Source organism: Streptomyces sp. NPDC096048 (assembly GCF_044763415.1).
Taxonomy (GTDB): domain Bacteria; phylum Actinomycetota; class Actinomycetes; order Streptomycetales; family Streptomycetaceae; genus Streptomyces.
Window position 1 is genome coordinate 919,990 of the sequence record NZ_JBIWGG010000001.1, and the last position, 17,591, is coordinate 937,580.

Here is a 17,591-nt window from a genome sequence, read left to right on the forward strand (position 1 = left end):
TGACGGGCCCTGTCAAGCCCTCTCGCCGCCGTACGGGAACCCGTACGGCGGTACCCCATCGACATTTACTTGGACGTCCTAGTAAATTCGAGGGTATGGACGCTCACGCCATAGAGGAGGGCCGCCTTCGCTGGCAGGCCCGGTACGACGCGGCGCGCAAGCGCGACGCGGACTTCACCACGCTCTCCGGCGATCCCGTGGAGCCGGTGTACGGGCCCCGGCCCGGGGACGCCTACGAGGGCTTCGAGCGGATCGGCTGGCCGGGGGAGTACCCCTTCACCCGCGGTCTGCACGCGACCGGCTACCGGGGGCGGACGTGGACCATCCGGCAGTTCGCCGGGTTCGGGAACGCCGAGCAGACCAACGAGCGCTACAAGATGATCCTCCGCAACGGCGGAGGCGGGCTCTCGGTCGCCTTCGACATGCCGACGCTGATGGGCCGCGACTCCGACGACCCGCGCTCGCTCGGCGAGGTCGGGCACTGCGGCGTGGCCATCGACTCGGCCGCCGACATGGAGGTGCTGTTCGAGGGCATCCCGCTCGGGGACGTCACGACCTCCATGACGATCAGCGGGCCCGCCGTGCCCGTGTTCTGCATGTACCTGGTCGCCGCCGAACGGCAGGGCGTGGACGCGTCCGTGCTCAACGGCACGCTCCAGACCGACATCTTCAAGGAGTACATCGCCCAGAAGGAGTGGCTCTTCCAGCCCGAGCCGCACCTGCGCCTGATCGGCGACCTGATGGAGTACTGCGCGGCCGGCATCCCCGCCTACAAGCCGCTCTCCGTCTCCGGCTACCACATCCGCGAGGCCGGGTCGACGGCCGCGCAGGAGCTGGCGTACACGCTGGCGGACGGCTTCGGGTACGTCGAGCTGGGCCTGTCCCGCGGGCTGGACGTCGACGTCTTCGCCCCCGGCCTCTCCTTCTTCTTCGACGCGCACCTCGACTTCTTCGAGGAGATCGCCAAGTTCCGCGCGGGCCGGCGCATCTGGGCCCGCTGGATGCGGGACGTGTACGGCGCGAAGACCGACAAGGCGCAGTGGCTGCGCTTCCACACGCAGACCGCGGGTGTCTCGCTCACCGCGCAGCAGCCGTACAACAACGTGGTGCGTACGGCGGTGGAGGCGCTGGCGGCGGTGCTCGGCGGCACCAACTCCCTGCACACCAACGCCCTGGACGAGACCCTCGCCCTGCCCAGCGAGCAGGCCGCCGAGATCGCCCTGCGCACCCAGCAGGTGCTGATGGAGGAGACCGGCGTCGCCAACGTCGCCGACCCGCTGGGCGGTTCCTGGTTCGTCGAGCAGCTGACGGACCGGATCGAGGCGGACGCGGAGAAGATCTTCGAGCAGATCAAGGAGCGGGGGCTGAGGGCGCACCCCGACGGACGGCATCCGATCGGGCCGATCACCTCCGGAATCCTGCGCGGCATCGAGGACGGCTGGTTCACCGGTGAGATCGCCGAGTCCGCCTTCCGCTACCAGCAGTCCCTGGAGAAGGACGACAAGAGGGTCGTCGGCGTCAACGTCCACACGGGTTCCGTCACCGGTGACCTGGAGATCCTGCGGGTGAGCCACGAGGTGGAGCGCGAGCAGGTGCGGGACCTGGGCGAGCGCAAGGCGGCCCGCGACGACGCGGCCGTACGCACGGCTCTGGACGGCATGCTGGCCGCGGCCCGCTCCGGGGGCAACATGATCGAACCGATGCTGGACGCGGTGCGGGCGGAGGCGACGCTCGGGGAGATCTGCGGGGTGCTGCGGGACGAGTGGGGGGTGTACACGGAACCGGCGGGGTTCTAGGCGCACGGTGCCGGTGCGGGCGACGCCAGGGAGCTTCGCCCCCCGGCCCCTCCCCGGGTCCCCTGGCCCCCGGGTTCCCCTGGCCCCCGGATCACCCCCCGGGCGGCTCCGGCGGCTCGGGCGGCCGGGAGGTCAGTCCCCACAGCAGTACCTGCGTGAAGCCGCGCACCCACTCCCCGTCCGCCGGTTCCGCGCTGACCAGGGTGCGGTGGACCACCGCGCCCGCCACCACGTCGAAGATGAGGTCCGCGGTGCGGGCGGCCTCGGCCGGGTCGGTCTCGGGGGGCAGTTCGCCGCGTGCCTGGGCGCGGGCCCTGCCCTCCAGGACCAGGCGCTTCTGGCGTTCCACGATCGACCCGCGGATGCGCTCGCGCAGCGCGTCGTCCCGCGTGGACTCGGCGACCACCGCCATCAGGCCGCTCTTGGCCTCCGGGCGGGCCAGGATCGCCGCGAACTGGAGCACCACCCCCTCGATGTCGGCGGCCAGGGAGCCGCGGTCGGGGAGCCGCAGCTCGTCGAAGAGTTCGGCGACCGCGTCGACCACCAGCTCGTTCTTGCCCGCCCAGCGGCGATAGAGCGTCGTCTTGGCAACCCCGGCCCGCGTCGCGACGTCTCCCAGGGTGAGCTTCGACCAGCCCAGGTCGACCAGGGCCGCCCGCGTCGCGGCCAGGATCGCGGTGTCCGCCGCGGCGCTGCGAGGGCGTCCGGTACGGCCGGCGGGGGTACTGCTCTGCATTCCCCGACCTTAACCGGCGGGTAACCCGTGGGTGGTCGTGAGGGAGATCACGGGGGAGGGCTGTTCCCGCGGCCCGTCGTGGCATTACGCTACGGGTCGTAGCGAAAGCACGGGCCCCGCACGCCCGGGCCCCAGCGACGACCATGGGCGCGGGTGGGGACCCGGCGCCGGCGGAACACTTCAGGGCGGGCTTTCGACCCGCTTTTCACACGCGCGCGGAGTACGGGGGAGGATAGGCCCATGCAGCCACGGAACATGTCCATGAGCGGGGTCGTCGACCTCGCCGCGGTGAAGCAGGCCCAGGAGGCCAAGGCCAAGGCGGAGCAGGCGCGCGCCGAGGCGGCCCGGCACGGTGGGACGGGGGCCGTCTCCCCGGCCGACCTCGTCATCGACGTCGATGAGGCCGGCTTCGAGAGCGATGTCCTGCAGCGGTCCACCGAGGTCCCGGTCGTCATCGACTTCTGGGCCGAGTGGTGTGAGCCCTGCAAGCAGTTGAGCCCGGTCCTGGAGCGGCTCGCTGTCGAGTACAACGGCCGTTTCCTCCTCGCCAAGATCGACGTCGACGCCAACCAGATGCTGATGCAGCAGTTCGGTGTCCAGGGCATCCCGGCCGTGTTCGCGGTCGTGGCCGGACAGGCGCTGCCGCTCTTCCAGGGCGCCGCCGGCGAGACGCAGATCCGCCAGACCCTGGACCAGCTGGTGCAGGTCGCGGAGGAGCGCTTCGGTCTGACCGGTATCGCCGTCGACCCCGAGGCGGAGCCGGGCGCGCAGCCCGCCGCCCCCGAGCGTCCGGCCGGGCCGCACGACGCGGCCCTGGAGGCCGCCGTGCAGGCGCTGGACGCGGGCGACCTGGCCGGAGCCGTCCAGGCGTACAAGAACGTGCTCGGTGAGGACCCGGGCAACACGGAGGCCAAACTGGGCCTGGCCCAGGCCGAGTTGCTCCAGCGTGTGCAGAACGCCGACCCGCAGCGGGTCCGTCAGGACGCGGCCGACAAGCCGGGCGACGCCCAGGCGCAGATCGCCGCCGCCGACCTGGATCTGGTGGGCGGTCACGTGGAGGACGCCTTCGCGCGCCTCATCGACACGGTGCGCGTCACGGCCGGGGACGACCGGGACGCCGTACGGCTGCGGCTGCTGGAGCTGTTCGAGGTGGTCGGCGCCGACGATCCGCGGGTGGCCGTGGCGCGCAGGGCGCTGGCCCGCGCCCTGTTCTAGGGGGCGGTCCGGGCCCTCTCCGCCGAGCGGTCGCCGACCGTTCGTCCGGGTGGTGCCCATGTGAAAGAGCTGTCGACGGGACGCCAGTGCGGCCGCGCTTTGCCAAATCTTGGCAATCGCGGCCGCTGTTACTGCTAGTAAGTCAGCTGCGTCGATCTGTCGGATTCTGTCCAGCGATCAATTGTTTTGTTCCGCCCCCGTGACGCACCGAGCGTCGCCGTTCGGGGCCGGTGTGTCGCCCTGCGGTTGTCCGGCCGTTACTAGTGAGTAACGAACCCCCTTGTGTCGGCGGCGAGAATGCACCACGATCGGCGACGCTCGGTCCATTCCCGTACCCCGAAAGCCAGTCGGGTCACGGGGGTTCCTGGGTCCCCACCGAGCAGAGCCGGCGGCAGTGGAGCCGGCTCTTGGGCAGGGGGGTCTTCGTCCACTCGGCGAAGCCTGTCCAGCAGGGTTGTGCGTGATGCGTGTCAGGCGCGACCAGTGGTTGTCGCTCGGGGGTGATCGCCGGTGATTCGGGCGTGTTGTACGCGCCGCCGAGTACGGGCGCTCTCCTTCCCGAGGACGTAGCACTTCTCCCATCCCTGCCAGGCCGAGCCGCCGATCCCGGGGCGGGCCGAGGCCAGGAGATGTACGTCCGAGAAGGAGGAAATATGGAGTCCCAGGTGCGTGGCGGGACCAGATGGAAGCGGTTCGCTGTGGTGATGGTGCCCAGCGTGGCCGCCACGGCTGCGATAGGCGTCGCGCTGGGGCAGGGTGCCCTGGCCGCGTCGTTCAGCGTCTCCGGTCAGTCGTTCAAGGTGACGGCGGACCGGCTCGACGGTACGGGCTTCTCCCAGTACGGGGCCATTGACTCGGGCTACACGCTCGACGGCAAGAAGACGGCTCACCCCGTCGCCGTCTCGGCGTTCAAGTCCGCGTCGATCAAGAACATGTGCCAGTCCGTGGTCACCCCGGACATCCCGCTGATCGGTTCGGTCAGCCTCATGTTGAAGGCCGGCGGCGGCGCCCAGCCGGTCGAGGCCCAGAACCTGTACATCGACGTCGAGAAGCTCGAGGCCGATGCCACCTTCCGCGGCATCGACATCGGCGTGGCCGCCAAGGACGCCAGCAAGGGTCCCGGCATCAAGAAGGGCGACACCGCGAACCCGTTCGGATTCGCGCAGCAGGCCGACTCGGCCACGCTGACCAACGTGAAGCAGACGGCGTGGGCGACCACTGCCGGAACCTTCAAGCTCAGCGGTCTGAAGATGTCGCTGTCCAAGGGTGTCAAGGAGTGCTACTAAGCACTCGCTGACGGGCGGGGGAGCCGGTGGCGCCCCCGCCCGTCCACTCTCCGGCCACGCCTTCACGCGCGGCCCACATCTCCACCACAGCAAAAGCCGTACCAGGGAGCTGTTTTCCATGAGCGCCGAGACTCCTGTCGCAGCCGGCCAGTTCACCCGCCGGAGGCTGCAGTTCCGTGCCTGGCGAGGCGCGCGGCCGTTCTGGGCCGGCCTGTTCGTCGCGCTCGGCGGACTCCCCATCGCCTACTTCCCGTACGCCAATCTCCAGATCGGGCACCTGACGCTGGCGATGGCAACCACCGCGGGCGCCGGATCCCTGATCATCGGCGTGCTGCTGGTCGTCCTGGGCGTCAGCCTCTGGTTCCAGAAGCACGTCCGGGTCTTCGCGGGCGTGGCGGCGATCCTGCTGGCGCTGGTGTCCATCCCCGTGTCCAACCTCGGCGGCTTCTTCATCGGCTTCCTGCTCTCGCTGATCGGCGGGGCGATGGCCGTGTCGTGGGTGCCGGGTGAGCCGCCGCGGGCCGAGCCGCCGGTGGAGGGCAAGGGAAGGGGCGACGCGCCGGAGGGCGTGGACCCCGGCGCCGGCGTGCCCGGTACCACCGTGCCCGGAACTCCGGTGCCCGACGCCGCGATTCCGCAGCCGCGGGACGGGGCGGACGAGCCGAACGATCTGTCAGGAACGAGCCCGGCCAACGGGGCGAACGGGAGGCACAGTGCCGGCTGACGAGGTGACCCGCGGGACTGACGTGGAGTCGTCCCGTGTGAGAACCGGGCCGCGCCACGCGGCACCCAAGAAACCGTTGTTCACCAGGTTCCACATGCCGGCCGGGAAGGCGATAGCCCTGGCGGCGATGCCCACGGCCGTCCTCATGGGGATGGGGTTCACGCCGACGCTGGCCCTCGCCGACGGCAACGACTCGGCGAAGCCGACCTCCAACAGCCTGACGGCCGACGAGTACAAGGACTGCGTGGCGGCCCTGGAGGAAGCCGAGAAGGGCACGTCCGAGTCGCCCACGCCGTCGCCCTCGGCGACCGACGGGGCCGACGACGACAAGGGTGACGAGACGGAGCCCAGCCCCTCGGACTCCGGCAAGGACACGGACACGGGCACGGGCACGGGTGAGTCCTCTTCGTCGGATTCAGGTTCCGACGACAAGGGCGACACGGCAGACACCGGCGACCAGGGCGGTACGGGCGACGAGACCGGCCCCGCCCCGAGTCCCTCCGCGTCCCAGGAGTCGCAGAGCAAGGAGCCGCAGGGCGAGGACGCGGTCGGCGCGGGCGCTGCGGAGCCGTCCCCGTCGGAGTCCCGCGGTGGTGTGCTGGAGGGCATCGGCGACGCCATCGAGGGCATCTTCACCGGCGGCGAGAAGGCCGCGGAGAGCCCGAGCCCCACGCCTACCCCCTCGGCGTCGGAAAGCGCCGGCGACGACGCGTCCGACCCCGCGAAGGACACCACGGGCAAGGACGCGGGCAAGGACGCGGGCGAGGACACGGACAAGGCCGCCGACAAGGTCACCGACACGGCGAAGGACGCCGTCGAGGACACGACCGACGCGGCGTCCGGGGCGGCCGAGGACGCCGAGGAGTCGGTGGACGAGGCGGCCGAGGCGGCGAAGGAGGCGGCCGGTGAGGCCACCGCCTCGCCCAGCCCCAGCCCCAGCGCCTCCGAGAGCGGCGGCACGGACGTGGACGACTGCCCGGTCGCCACGGACGAGGAGGGCGGCGTCGACAACGCGGTGCCGCTGCCCGACGACCCCTGGCAGCTCAACGCCAGCTCGCTGCTGCTGAAGGGCGCCTCGTACAAGGGCGTCGTCGAGGTGAGGACGGCCAACGGCACCACCAAGAAGGTGCTGAAGTACGTCATATCCAACGGCACCGACATCGGCGACCTGCACCAGACGGTGAAGGACGAGCAGTCCGGCAAGACGTACCACGTGCAGGCGGCCGAGGGATCCACGTCCACGATCCGCGACGGCGACACGGTGATGTACACCGAGAGCATCTCGGGCAACCTGCTCGGGCTGATCCCGATCACCTTCGACCCCGAGCACCCGCCGCCCCTGGACATCCCGCTCATCTACTTCACGAAGGTGACGGTCGTCCAGGCCGGTCAGTTCGGCGGCACCCTCCACATCCCGGGGCTGCACCAGTACACGACCTGACCGAGCGCGCCCACGAACCCGTGCGGGAGCCGCGACAAGCGCCGAGGGCGTCCCCTGCGCGCGCAGGGGACGCCCTCGGCGCCGTACGGGAAGCCGGCGGCGGCCGTGTGCGGGACCGTCAGGCGCGGCGGGTCTCGCCCAGGTGGTGCACGCGGACCATGTTGGTGGTGCCGGGCACGCCGGGGGGCGAACCGGCGGTGATCACGACGATGTCGCCGTCGTTGAACCGGCCGAGGCGCATCGTCTCCTGGTCCACCAGGTCGACCATCTCGTCGGTGCTGTTCACGAACGGCACCACGTGCGGCTCGACGCCCCAGCTGAGCGCCAGCTGGTTGCGGGTCGACTCGTCGGTGGTGAAGGCGAGGATGGGCTGGGTCGCGCGGTAGCGGGACAGCCGGCGGGCGGTGTCACCGGACTGGGTGAACGCCACCAGGCCCTTGCCGCCCAGGAAGTCGGCGATCTCGGCGGCGGCGCGGGCCACCGAACCGCCCTGCGTGCGCGGCTTCTTGCCCGGGACCAGCGGCTGCAGGCCCTTGGACAGCAGCTCCTGCTCGGCGGCGGTGACGATCTTCGACATCGTCTTGACCGTCTCGATCGGGTACGCGCCCACCGACGACTCGGCCGACAGCATGACCGCGTCCGCGCCGTCCAGGATCGCGTTGGCCACGTCGGAGGCCTCGGCGCGGGTCGGGCGGGAGTTGGTGATCATCGACTCCATCATCTGGGTCGCCACGATCACCGGCTTGGCGTTGCGCCGGCACAGCTCGATCAGGCGCTTCTGCACCATGGGGACCTTCTCGAGCGGGTACTCGACGGCCAGGTCACCGCGGGCGACCATGACGGCGTCGAAGGCCGCGACGACGCCCTCCATGTTCTCCACCGCCTGCGGCTTCTCCACCTTGGCGATGACGGGGACCCGGCGACCCTCCTCGTCCATCACGCGGTGCACGTCGGCGACGTCCTTGGCGTCCCGGACGAAGGAGAGGGCGACCAGGTCGCAGCCCATCCGCAGCGCGAACCGGAGGTCCTCGATGTCCTTCTCGCTCAGCGCGGGCACGTTCACGGCCGCGCCGGGCAGGTTGATGCCCTTGTGGTCGGAGATGACGCCGCCCTCGATGACGATCGTCCTCACCCGGGGGCCCTCGACCTCGGTGACCTTCAGCTCGACGTTGCCGTCGTTGATGAGCACCTGGTCGCCCTTGGTGACGTCACCGGGCAGGCCCTTGTACGTCGTGCCGCAGATCGTCCGGTCACCCGGCACGTCCTCGGTGGTGATGGTGAACTCGTCACCGCGCACCAGCTCGACGGGGCCCTCCGCGAAGGTCTCCAGGCGGATCTTCGGGCCCTGGAGGTCGGCGAGGACGCCGATGGCCCTGCCGGTCTCCTTGGCGGCGGCCCGGACACGGTCGTAACGCCCCTGGTGCTCCGCATGGGTGCCGTGGCTGAAGTTGAAGCGGGCCACGTTCATGCCGGCCTCGATCAGCGATACGAGCTGCTCGTGGGAGTCGACCGCGGGGCCGAGAGTACAGACGATTTTCGAACGGCGCATGGGGCGATCCTATCGGTTTGTTTCGCTGCGGAATATTCCGTCTGGCGGAAGATACAAATGGGCGCCTCGGTGCTCACAAGAGAATTATTCAGCTGTCCTCGGATGCCCTCACCTTTCCTTTTCGACCAGAGCGTAGGTCTGTGTCGCGATCTCCATTTCCTCGTCGGTCGGCACCACCGCCACCGCCACCCGCGCGCCCGCGGGCGACACCAGCCGCGCCCCGTCCCCGCGTACGGCGTTCAGCTCGCCGTCCAACGCCAGGCCGAGCCCTTCCAGGCCCGACACGGCGGCCTCCCGCACCGGCGCCGCGTTCTCCCCGACCCCGGCCGTGAAGGCCACGGCGTCCACCCGTCCGAGAACGGCGTAATAGGCGCCGATGTACTTCTTCAGCCGGTGAATGTAGATGTCGAAGGCCAGCCGCGCCCGTTCGTCGCCGGCGTCCACACGGCGGCGGATCTCCCGCATGTCGTTGTCGCCGCACAGACCGATCAGACCGCTCCTCTTGTTGAGGAGAGTGTCGATCTCGTCGGCGGACATTCCACCAACACGCATCAAATGGAAGATGACGGCCGGATCCATGTCACCCGAGCGCGTACCCATCACGAGCCCCTCCAAGGGCGTCAGCCCCATGGAGGTGTCCACGCAGCGACCGCCCCGCACCGCCGAGGCGGACGCCCCGTTGCCCAGGTGCAGCACGATGACGTTCACGTCCTCGGGCGCCCGGCCCAGCAGCCGCGCGGTCTCCCGGGAGACGTACGCGTGCGAGGTGCCGTGGAAGCCGTAGCGGCGGATGCGGTGCGCGTCGGCGGTCTCGACGTCGATCGCGTAGCGGGCCGCGGACTCCGGCATGGTCGTGTGGAAGGCCGTGTCGAAGACGGCGACCTGCGGCAGGTCCGGGCGCAGCGCCTGCGCGGTGCGGATGCCGGTGAGATTGGCCGGGTTGTGCAGCGGGGCGACCGGGATCAGCCGCTCGATCTCGGCGAGCACGGCGTCGTCCACGACGGTCGGCTCGGTGAAGTGCTTCCCGCCGTGCACCACCCGGTGCCCTATCGCGGCCAGCTCGGGCGAGTCCAGGCCGAGGCCGTCCTTGGCCAGCTCCGCCGCCACGGCCTTCAGCGCCGCGTCGTGGTCGGGGATCGACCCGCTCCACTCACGGCTCTCGCCGCCCGCCGGAGTGTGCTTGAGCCGTGAGGTCTCCTCACCGATCCGCTCGACGAGGCCGACCGCCAGCCGGTCGCTGCCGCGCATGTCGAGCAGCTGGTACTTCACCGACGACGAGCCGGAGTTGAGGACGAGGACGCGCGTGGGACTCACTGGTCGGAAGCCTTCTCGGTGGGGGACTGCTGGGCCTGGATCGCCGTGATGGCGACGGTGTTGACGATGTCCTGGACGAGCGCGCCCCGGGACAGGTCGTTGACCGGCTTGCGCAGACCCTGGAGCACCGGGCCCACCGCGATGGCGCCGGCCGAGCGCTGCACGGCCTTGTACGTGTTGTTGCCGGTGTTCAGGTCGGGGAAGATCAGCACGCTGGCCTGCCCGGCGACCTCCGAGCCGGGCAGCTTGGTCGCGGCCACCGACGGCTCGACGGCGGCGTCGTACTGGATCGGCCCCTCGATCCTCAGGTCCGGGCGGCGCGAGCGGACCAGCTCCGTCGCCTCGCGCACCTTGTCGACGTCCGCGCCCGAACCGGACGTGCCCGTCGAGTACGACAGCATCGCGATCCGCGGATCCACCCCGAACCGCGCCGCCGTGGACGCCGACTGGGTCGCGATGTCGGCGAGCTGCTCGGCGTTCGGGTCGGGGTTGACCGCGCAGTCGCCGTAGACCAGGACCTTGTCGGCCAGGCACATGAAGAAGACGGAGGAGACGATCGAGGCGTCCGGCTTGGTCTTGATGATCTCGAAGGCCGGCCGGATCGTCGCCGCCGTCGAGTGCACCGACCCCGACACCATGCCGTCGGCGAGACCCTCCTGCACCATCAGCGTGCCGAAGTAGTTGACGTCGGAGACCACGTCGTACGCCAGCTCCACGGTGACGCCCTTGTGGGCGCGCAGGGCGGCGTACTTCTCGGCGAAGGAGTCGCGCAGCTCGGACACCGCGGGGTCGATCAGCTGCGCGTTCTCCAGGTCGATGCCCAGGTCGGCGGCCTTCTTGCGGATCTGCTCGACGGGGCCGAGCAGCGTCAGCTCGCACACGCCCCGGCGCAGCAGCACCTCCGCCGCGTGCAGCACCCGCTCCTCGGTGCCCTCCGGCAGGACGACCCGACGCAGGTCGGAACGGGCCTGCTCAAGGAGCTTGTGCTCGAACATCATCGGCGTGACGCGGTCGCTGCTCGGCGCGGAGACCCGCTTGCTGAGGTCGGCGGTGTCGACGTACCGCTCGAAGAGGCCGAGGGCGGTCTCCGCCTTGCGCGGGGTGGCCGCGTTGAGCTTGCCCTCCAGGGAGAACAGCTGCTCGGCGGTGGGGAAGCTGTTGCCGGTCACCGAGAGCACCGGCGTACCGGGGGCCACGCGGGCGGCGAGGGTGAGGATGCCGTCGCCGGGCACCTCGTTCAGGGTCAGCAGGACGCCGGCTATCGGCGGGGTGCCGGCGCTGTGCGCGGCCAGTGCGCCGATCACCAGGTCGGCGCGGTCGCCGGGGGTGATGACCAGGCAGCCCGGGGTCAGGGCGCTGAGCAGGTTGGGCAGCATGGCCCCGCCGAAGACGAAGTCCAGCGCGTCGCGGGCGAGCCCCGAGTCGTCGCCGAGGACCACCCTCGCGCCGAGGGCGTGCGCGATCTGCGAGACGGTCGGCGCGGACAGCGCGGGCTCGTCGGGCACGACCCAGCACGGCACCGGCAGCCGGTTCGCGAGCCGCTCGGCGATCTGGTCCCGGTCCTCGCGGGCCACCCGGTTGGTCACCATGGCCAGGACGTCGCAGCCCAGCCCGTCGTAGGCGCGGAAGGCGTTGACGGTCTCGGCCAGTACGGACTCCGCGGTCTGCTTGCGGCCGCCCACCACCGGCAGCACCGAGGCGCCGAACTCGTTGGCGAGCCGCGCGTTCAGCGCCAGCTCGTCCGGGAACTGGGTGTCGGCGAAGTCGGTGCCGAGGACGAGGACCACGTCGTAGTCCCGGGCCACCAGGTGGAACCGGTCGACCAGCGCGGACACCAGTTCGTCCGTGCCCTGTTCGGCCTGGAGGGCGGACGCCTCCTGGTAGTCCATGCCGTACACGGTCGCCGGGTCCTGCGCGAGCCGGTAGCGGGCGCGCAGCAGCTCGAAGAGCCGGTCGGGCCCGTCGTGGACCAGGGGACGGAAGACGCCGACCCGGTCGACCTGCCGGGTCAGGAGCTCCAGGACCCCCAGTTCGACGACCTGGCGGCCGTCGCCGCGGTCGATACCGGTCACGTACACGCTGCGCGTCACGCGTGCTCTCACTTTCGTCTGGTGGCGGCTGGCCCGTGCACAGAAATCGCCCACCGGGGTGAGCGAAACCCCCTTGACAATACCTCCGGCGATGGATAAGGCGCCCGTCAGTGCCCGCCGGTGCCCGGCAGCGCTCGTCAGTGCCCGCCGGGGGTCCGGCCGTGAAACAATTGGATCGGCTCACCGGTGTCAACAGCGAGCAGGAGACACAGCACGATGCGTATCGGAGTTCTCACCGCAGGCGGCGACTGCCCCGGCCTGAACGCAGTGATCCGGTCGGTCGTGCACCGAGCGGTCGACAACTACGGCGACGAGGTCATCGGCTTCGAGGACGGCTACGCGGGCCTGCTGGACGGCCGCTACCGCACCCTCGACCTGAACGCGGTCAGCGGCATCCTGGCCCGCGGCGGCACCATCCTCGGCTCCTCCCGGCTGGAACGCGACCGGCTCCGCGAGGCCTGCGAGAACGCCGGGGACATGATCCAGAGCTTCGGCATCGACGCGCTCATCCCGATCGGCGGCGAGGGCACGCTGACGGCCGCCCGGATGCTGTCGGACGCCGGACTCCCGGTGGTGGGCGTGCCGAAGACCATCGACAACGACATCTCCTCGACGGACCGCACCTTCGGCTTCGACACGGCGGTCGGCGTGGCCACGGAGGCGATGGACCGCCTCAAGACCACCGCCGAGTCCCACCAGCGCGTGATGGTCGTCGAGGTCATGGGCCGGCACGCCGGCTGGATCGCCCTGGAGTCCGGCATGGCCGCCGGCGCCCACGGCATCTGCCTGCCCGAGCGCCCCTTCGACCCCGCCGACCTGGTCAAGATGGTCGAGGAGCGGTTCTCCCGGGGCAAGAAGTTCGCCGTCGTCTGCGTCGCCGAGGGCGCCCACCCCGCCGAGGGCTCCATGGACTACGGCAAGGGCGCGATCGACAAGTTCGGCCACGAGCGCTTCCAGGGCATCGGCACCGCGCTCGCGTACGAGCTGGAGCGCAGGCTCGGCAAGGAGGCCAAGCCGGTCATCCTCGGCCACATCCAGCGCGGCGGCGTGCCGACCGCGTACGACCGGGTGCTCGCCACCCGCTTCGGCTGGCACGCGGTGGAGGCCGCGCACCGGGGCGACTTCGGCCGGATGACGGCGCTGCGCGGCACGGACGTCGTCATGGTGCCGCTGGCGGAGGCCGTGACCGAGCTGAAGACGGTGCCGAAGGACCGGATGGACGAGGCGGAGTCGGTCTTCTAACCGCCGGTCGCCACGGCTCCGCCGGACGCCACCGTTCCGCCGGACGCCACCGTTCCGCCGGACGCCACCGTTCACGGGTGCTTCTCGACCGCCGTCCAGAAGTGCTCCACGATCCGGTCGAGGAAGTCGCGGCCCGCCTCGTGGGAGTCGCCGCTGCCGCCGCCCCAGCTGAGGGTGGCGGCCATGTGCCCCTGGTAGTCCTGGTGCAGTACCTGGAGGACGTTCTCCAGGACCCGCCGGTCCAGCGGCGCCACCTTGGCGACCGGGCGCACATAGCCCTGCCAGCGGGTCTTGACGGCGCTCGTCAGCAGGTCGGCGAGCTTCTCCTCGCGCCCCGTGACGGTCACGAAGTCGGGCAGGTCGAGGCCGAGCACGTCGGCGAGCGCGGCCGACTGGCGGTCGTTGCCGCGCCAGTCGTCCGTCTCCTCCATCCGCAGGTACGCCGGAAGCGCGACGCCGACGGCACGGGCCACGTCCTCCGGCGCCAGGGAACGGGCGATGCGGTGCTCGCGCAGGGTCTGCGGCCGCCCGATCAGATCACCGGGCGAGCACCACAGCACCCCCGCGAGCGCGGTCAGCTCGGCATTCTGGGGGGAGGCGACGCCCCGCTCCCAGGCGATGACGAGATCCGGGGTGACGTACGGCAGCCCGTACGAGACCCGCATACCGTGGGCGACGTGCTCGGGCCCCATGTTGAGGGCGGCACGGAGCCGGCGGGCGGCGAGGGCGTTGAACGGGGGACCCGACTGGTTCGGGTGAGGTGAGGGTCGGCGCACGGGCCACACCGTAGGGGTCCGGTGCCGCGCTGACTACGGGCTGTTCAGCCAGCGATACGGATTGTACGAAACTACGGGCGTATGACGGGCATTCAGCCGGCATATTGCGGGCGCAAGCGGACGCATCCGACTCATCCCTTCACCGCCCCGCCCAGCGCGAACCCCCCGCCCAGCCGTCGGGAGATCAGCACGTACAGCAGGACGACCGGCGTCGAGTAGACGATCGAGAACGCCGCCAGCTGCCCGTACGCCACCATGCCCCGGTTGCCGAAGAAGTCGTTGATGCTCACCGACGCGGGCATCTGGTCCGGGGAGAGCAGCAGCATGAAGGGGACGAAGAAGTTCCCCCACATCATCACGAACGAGAACACCGTCACGACCGCCACTCCCGGCCCCATCAGCGGCAGCACGATCCGCAGCAGTGACTGGAACGACGACGCCCCGTCCGTCCAGGCCGCCTCCTCCAGTTCCTTGGGCACACCGTCCATGAAGTTCTTCATCAGCCAGATCGCGAAGGGCAGCTGGGAGGCGGCGAAGAAGAAGACCGTCCCCTGCATGGTGTCGATCATGTTCACCCGCACGAAGAGGGCGTAGACCGGCACCATGATCGCGGTGATCGGCAGGCTGGTCGCGAACAGGATGGTCAGCAGGAACGGCCGGTTCAGCCGCGACCGGAAACGGGAGAGCGGATACGCCGCGAGCGCCGCGCACACCACCGTCAGCAGGGTCGCACCGCCGCACAGGATCAGGCTGTTGAGCAGCGGGGTGAAGGTGATCTCCGGGGTGAGGATCGCGTCGAAGTTCTCCAGGGTCAGCCCGTCGGGGACCTTCACCCTGAGGCTCGCGCGCGGGTCCAGGGCGGACAGCACCACCCAGGCCAGCGGCAGCACGAACGCGGCGGCGGCCACCAGCAGCCCGGCGTCGGCGGCCAGCCGGCGCCGGTTGCGCCGGGAGGCGGGGGCGCGGCGGGACGCGAAGGCGGATGCCATGTCAGACCTCCGTCCGCAGCAGGCGCAGGTACACGACCGAGAACAGCGAGCCGATCAGCAACAGCAGCAGCGCCACCGCCGTGCCGTAGCCGATCAGGCTGTTCTGGAAGGCCTGCTCGTACATGAACAACGGCAGCGTCTGGCTCTTGCCGCTCGGGCCGCCCCGCGTCATCACCCAGATCAGTCCGAAGACCGACAGGGTCTGCAGCGTGTTCAGCATGAGATTGGTGCCGATGGAGCGCCGGATCATCGGCAGCGTGATGTGCCACATCCGGCGCCAGCCGCTCGCCCCGTCCACCTCGGCGGCCTCGGTGACCTCCTTCGGGATCTCGTTCAGCGCGGCCGAGTACACCAGCATCGAGAACGCCGTGCCCCGCCACACGTTGGCGAAGGACACCGCCAGGATCGGCAGCGTGAACAGCCAGTTCTGGGACGGCAGATGGAGCCAGTCGAGGAGGGCGTTGAGAGTGCCCTCGCGGCGGAAGAAGGCGTAGAGCAGGAAGCCCGCCACCACCTCCGGCAGCACCCACGCGGTGACGACGATGCCGCCGGTGAGTGTACGGACCGGCTTCGAGGCCCGCTGCATCAGCGAGGCCAGCGCCAGCCCCAGGGTGTTCTGCCCGATCAGCGACGACAGCACCGTGAACACCAGCGTCAGCCACACGGCGTTGAGGAACGCCTCGTCCTGGAACGCCCGCCGGAAGTTCTCGAAGCCGACGAAGGACTCCTCGGCCTGCCCGGTGAGCTGGAGGTCGGTGAAGGCGATGACCACGCAGTACGCGATCGGGCCGGCGAGGAAGAGCAGCAGCAGGACGACGGCGGGGGAGACGGGCAGGGCGCGGAAGAGGGCGCGGCGAGCGGTGGCGGACCTCGCGCGACGGGCCGGGTCCGGACCGGGCGGGCCGGGCGGCACCTCGAGAACCTCCGGCCCCGGACCCGGCCCCGCGTGCTGCGGCGTGGCCGCCGTCACTTGCGGACCACCTGGTTGTCGGTGGCCTCCTCGAGCGCCTCGTCGTAGCCGCGCGCCGCCTCCTCGACCGACTTGTCGCCGGTCGTCACGCCCTCCATCGCCTCCTGGATGGCGACGGAGACCTTCGGGTACGCCGGGTAGGCGGGCCGGTAGTGCGTGCTCTCGACGAGGTCGGTGAAGAACTTGATGCCGGGCTGGGCGTCGACGTACGCGGGATCGTTCGCGACGTCCTCGCGGACGGCGATGCCGGAGTTGGCGATGTACCACTTCTGGGCGTTGGCCTTGGTCTGCATCGTCTTGACGAACTCGAAGGCCAGGTCGGGGTTGGCCGCCTTGGCCGGGATCGACCACGTCCAGCCGCCGGACATGCTCACCTTGCCGGGAGCCTGGCCGTTCTGCGTCGGCATGGCGGCAAGACCCAGCTCCTTCGACCACTCGGGCCACTCGTGCCCGCTGCCCTCCAGCCAGTCCTGCGGCAGCCAGGAGCCGTCGAGAGCGATCCCGAGCTTGCCCTGCGGAAGCAGCTCACCGCGAACCTTGGTGCCGAAGTTGGGGTCGAGCGCGTCGGAGACCTCCGGGCCGAGCTTCTCCTTGTACACCGTCTCGACGAACGCGAGCGAGTCCTCGAAGCCCTGCCCCGCCGCGATCCACTTCTTGCTGCCCTTGTCGTACAGCGGGTCGGTGGTGCCGTCGTTCGTGCCGTACAGCAGCATCTCGAAGCCCTGCATGGTGGCCGCCTCGCCGGCCGGCTTGCCCGTGTACACGTTGAGGGGGACGACGCCCGGCACCTTCTCCTTGATGGCGCGGGCCGCGGACAGCACGTCGTCCCAGGTCTTCGGCTGCCATTCGGCGGGCAGGCCGGCCTTGGCGAAGACGTCCTTGCTGAACCAGAGGCCGCGGGTGTCCGTCCCGTCCGGTACGCCGTACGTCTTGCCGTCCTCGCCCTTGGCCGCCGCCTTCGCGGTGTCGATGAACTGGTCCCAGTCCTTCCACCCGGCCAGGTAGGGATCGAGCGGCTTCAAGTACCCGCTGGTGATGTCGGAGTTGATGAGGAAGGTGTCCTCGTAGACCAGGTCCGGCGCGGTCTTGGGGGAGCGGAGCATCTGCTGGAGCTTGATGTAGTACTCCGAGTCCGGGGCCTTGATGGGGACCAGCTCGACCTTCTTGCCCGGGTTGGCCTTCTCGAACTGCTCCTTGATGTCGGTGAGATAGGCGTCCATCACCTTGATGGAGTTGTCCGTCGACTGCTTGAAGGAGACCTTCACCGTGTCCGGGTCGCCGCCGGAGCCGCTTCCGCAGGCGGCGAGGGTGGTGGAGGCGAGCGCGGTGAGGGTGAACAGAGCGGTGAACCGGACGGTGGGACGCACGGGCACGACCTCCTACGGGCACGACGCTGTGGCCGGGACGGCTGCTCGGCGAACGTAAGAGGACTGGTCCAGTCAGGTCAATGCGCGTGCGGTGGA

At 70.3% G+C, this 17,591-nt stretch carries 14 protein-coding genes; 6 read left to right on the plus strand and 8 right to left on the minus strand.

The features are described from left to right. The first annotated feature begins 95 nt into the window (after nucleotides 1–95). Nucleotides 96–1,796: a methylmalonyl-CoA mutase gene (locus ACIQ6R_RS04425; RefSeq protein ID WP_404218600.1), complete on the plus strand. Its 1,701-nt coding sequence runs from the start codon at nucleotides 96–98 to the stop codon at nucleotides 1,794–1,796. A gap of 91 nt (nucleotides 1,797–1,887) precedes the next feature. Here ACIQ6R_RS04425 and ACIQ6R_RS04430 read toward each other — a convergent pair whose 3' ends face one another. After that, on the minus strand, nucleotides 1,888–2,532 hold the full coding sequence (locus tag ACIQ6R_RS04430; protein ID WP_404218602.1) for a TetR/AcrR family transcriptional regulator: 645 nt from the start codon (nucleotides 2,530–2,532) through the stop codon (nucleotides 1,888–1,890). Between the two features lie 240 nt (nucleotides 2,533–2,772). Here ACIQ6R_RS04430 and ACIQ6R_RS04435 point away from each other — a divergent pair, with 240 nt between their 5' ends. The 4 genes from ACIQ6R_RS04435 (at nucleotide 2,773) to ACIQ6R_RS04450 (ending at nucleotide 7,198) form a co-directional block, all read left to right on the plus strand. Beyond that, a complete protein-coding gene (locus ACIQ6R_RS04435; RefSeq protein WP_404170575.1) occupies nucleotides 2,773–3,747 on the plus strand; it encodes a tetratricopeptide repeat protein in 975 nt (324 codons plus the stop codon). Between the two features lie 653 nt (nucleotides 3,748–4,400). Beyond that, a complete protein-coding gene (locus tag ACIQ6R_RS04440; protein WP_404170578.1) occupies nucleotides 4,401–5,033 on the plus strand; it encodes a DUF6230 family protein in 633 nt (210 codons plus the stop codon). Nucleotides 5,034–5,151: 118 nt separating this feature from the next. Further along, a complete protein-coding gene (locus ACIQ6R_RS04445) occupies nucleotides 5,152–5,757 on the plus strand; it encodes a DUF6114 domain-containing protein (protein ID WP_404218604.1) in 606 nt (201 codons plus the stop codon). Then, nucleotides 5,747–7,198: a hypothetical protein gene (locus ACIQ6R_RS04450; protein ID WP_404218606.1), complete on the plus strand. Its 1,452-nt coding sequence runs from the start codon at nucleotides 5,747–5,749 to the stop codon at nucleotides 7,196–7,198. Before ACIQ6R_RS04445 ends, ACIQ6R_RS04450 begins: the two co-directional genes overlap by 11 nt. A 118-nt stretch (nucleotides 7,199–7,316) precedes the next feature. Here ACIQ6R_RS04450 and pyk read toward each other — a convergent pair whose 3' ends face one another. The 3 genes from pyk to pta all read right to left on the minus strand — a co-directional run bounded on the left by pyk (nucleotide 7,317) and on the right by pta (nucleotide 12,151). After that, a complete protein-coding gene (pyk, locus tag ACIQ6R_RS04455) occupies nucleotides 7,317–8,747 on the minus strand; it encodes a pyruvate kinase (RefSeq protein ID WP_404170587.1) in 1,431 nt (476 codons plus the stop codon). Between the two features lie 108 nt (nucleotides 8,748–8,855). Continuing rightward, entirely contained in the window at nucleotides 8,856–10,061 is a 1,206-nt protein-coding gene (locus ACIQ6R_RS04460; protein WP_404218608.1) for an acetate kinase, read from the minus strand. Then, entirely contained in the window at nucleotides 10,058–12,151 is a 2,094-nt protein-coding gene (pta, locus tag ACIQ6R_RS04465) for a phosphate acetyltransferase (RefSeq protein ID WP_404218610.1), read from the minus strand. The genes ACIQ6R_RS04460 and pta overlap by 4 nt, the downstream gene beginning before the upstream one ends. Before the next feature lie 216 nt (nucleotides 12,152–12,367). Here pta and ACIQ6R_RS04470 point away from each other — a divergent pair, with 216 nt between their 5' ends. Beyond that, entirely contained in the window at nucleotides 12,368–13,393 is a 1,026-nt protein-coding gene (locus tag ACIQ6R_RS04470) for an ATP-dependent 6-phosphofructokinase (RefSeq protein WP_404170596.1), read from the plus strand. A gap of 71 nt (nucleotides 13,394–13,464) precedes the next feature. On the opposite strand, the gene ACIQ6R_RS04475 is transcribed toward ACIQ6R_RS04470, so the two are convergent. The 4 genes from ACIQ6R_RS04475 to ACIQ6R_RS04490 form a co-directional block, all read right to left on the minus strand. Beyond that, the gene (locus tag ACIQ6R_RS04475) at nucleotides 13,465–14,178 is read right to left on the minus strand and encodes a helix-turn-helix domain-containing protein (RefSeq protein WP_404218612.1); all 714 of its coding nucleotides are present in this window, start codon (nucleotides 14,176–14,178) and stop codon (nucleotides 13,465–13,467) included. A gap of 122 nt (nucleotides 14,179–14,300) precedes the next feature. Then, the gene (locus tag ACIQ6R_RS04480) at nucleotides 14,301–15,158 is read right to left on the minus strand and encodes a carbohydrate ABC transporter permease (RefSeq protein WP_404218614.1); all 858 of its coding nucleotides are present in this window, start codon (nucleotides 15,156–15,158) and stop codon (nucleotides 14,301–14,303) included. Between the two features lies 1 nt (nucleotide 15,159). Beyond that, on the minus strand, nucleotides 15,160–16,128 hold the full coding sequence (locus ACIQ6R_RS04485; protein WP_404218616.1) for a carbohydrate ABC transporter permease: 969 nt from the start codon (nucleotides 16,126–16,128) through the stop codon (nucleotides 15,160–15,162). Beyond that, nucleotides 16,125–17,495 carry an extracellular solute-binding protein gene (locus ACIQ6R_RS04490; protein WP_404218618.1) on the minus strand — a complete coding sequence of 457 codons (1,371 nt, stop codon included), beginning with the start codon at nucleotides 17,493–17,495 and terminating at the stop codon, nucleotides 16,125–16,127. The genes ACIQ6R_RS04485 and ACIQ6R_RS04490 overlap by 4 nt, the downstream gene beginning before the upstream one ends. Nucleotides 17,496–17,591 lie beyond the last annotated feature (96 nt).

Excerpts from the sequence above, each read along its gene's own strand:
- ACIQ6R_RS04425 (WP_404218600.1), top strand. The coding sequence starts at position 96 with ATGGACGCTCACGCCATAGAGGAGGGCCGCCTTCGCTGGCAGGCCCGG.
- ACIQ6R_RS04430 (WP_404218602.1), bottom strand. The coding sequence starts at position 2,532 with ATGCAGAGCAGTACCCCCGCCGGCCGTACCGGACGCCCTCGCAGCGCC.
- ACIQ6R_RS04435 (WP_404170575.1), top strand. The coding sequence starts at position 2,773 with ATGCAGCCACGGAACATGTCCATGAGCGGGGTCGTCGACCTCGCCGCG.
- ACIQ6R_RS04440 (WP_404170578.1), top strand. The coding sequence starts at position 4,401 with ATGGAGTCCCAGGTGCGTGGCGGGACCAGATGGAAGCGGTTCGCTGTG.
- ACIQ6R_RS04445 (WP_404218604.1), top strand. The coding sequence starts at position 5,152 with ATGAGCGCCGAGACTCCTGTCGCAGCCGGCCAGTTCACCCGCCGGAGG.
- pyk (WP_404170587.1), bottom strand. The coding sequence starts at position 8,747 with ATGCGCCGTTCGAAAATCGTCTGTACTCTCGGCCCCGCGGTCGACTCC.
- ACIQ6R_RS04470 (WP_404170596.1), top strand. The coding sequence starts at position 12,368 with ATGCGTATCGGAGTTCTCACCGCAGGCGGCGACTGCCCCGGCCTGAAC.
- ACIQ6R_RS04480 (WP_404218614.1), bottom strand. The coding sequence starts at position 15,158 with ATGGCATCCGCCTTCGCGTCCCGCCGCGCCCCCGCCTCCCGGCGCAAC.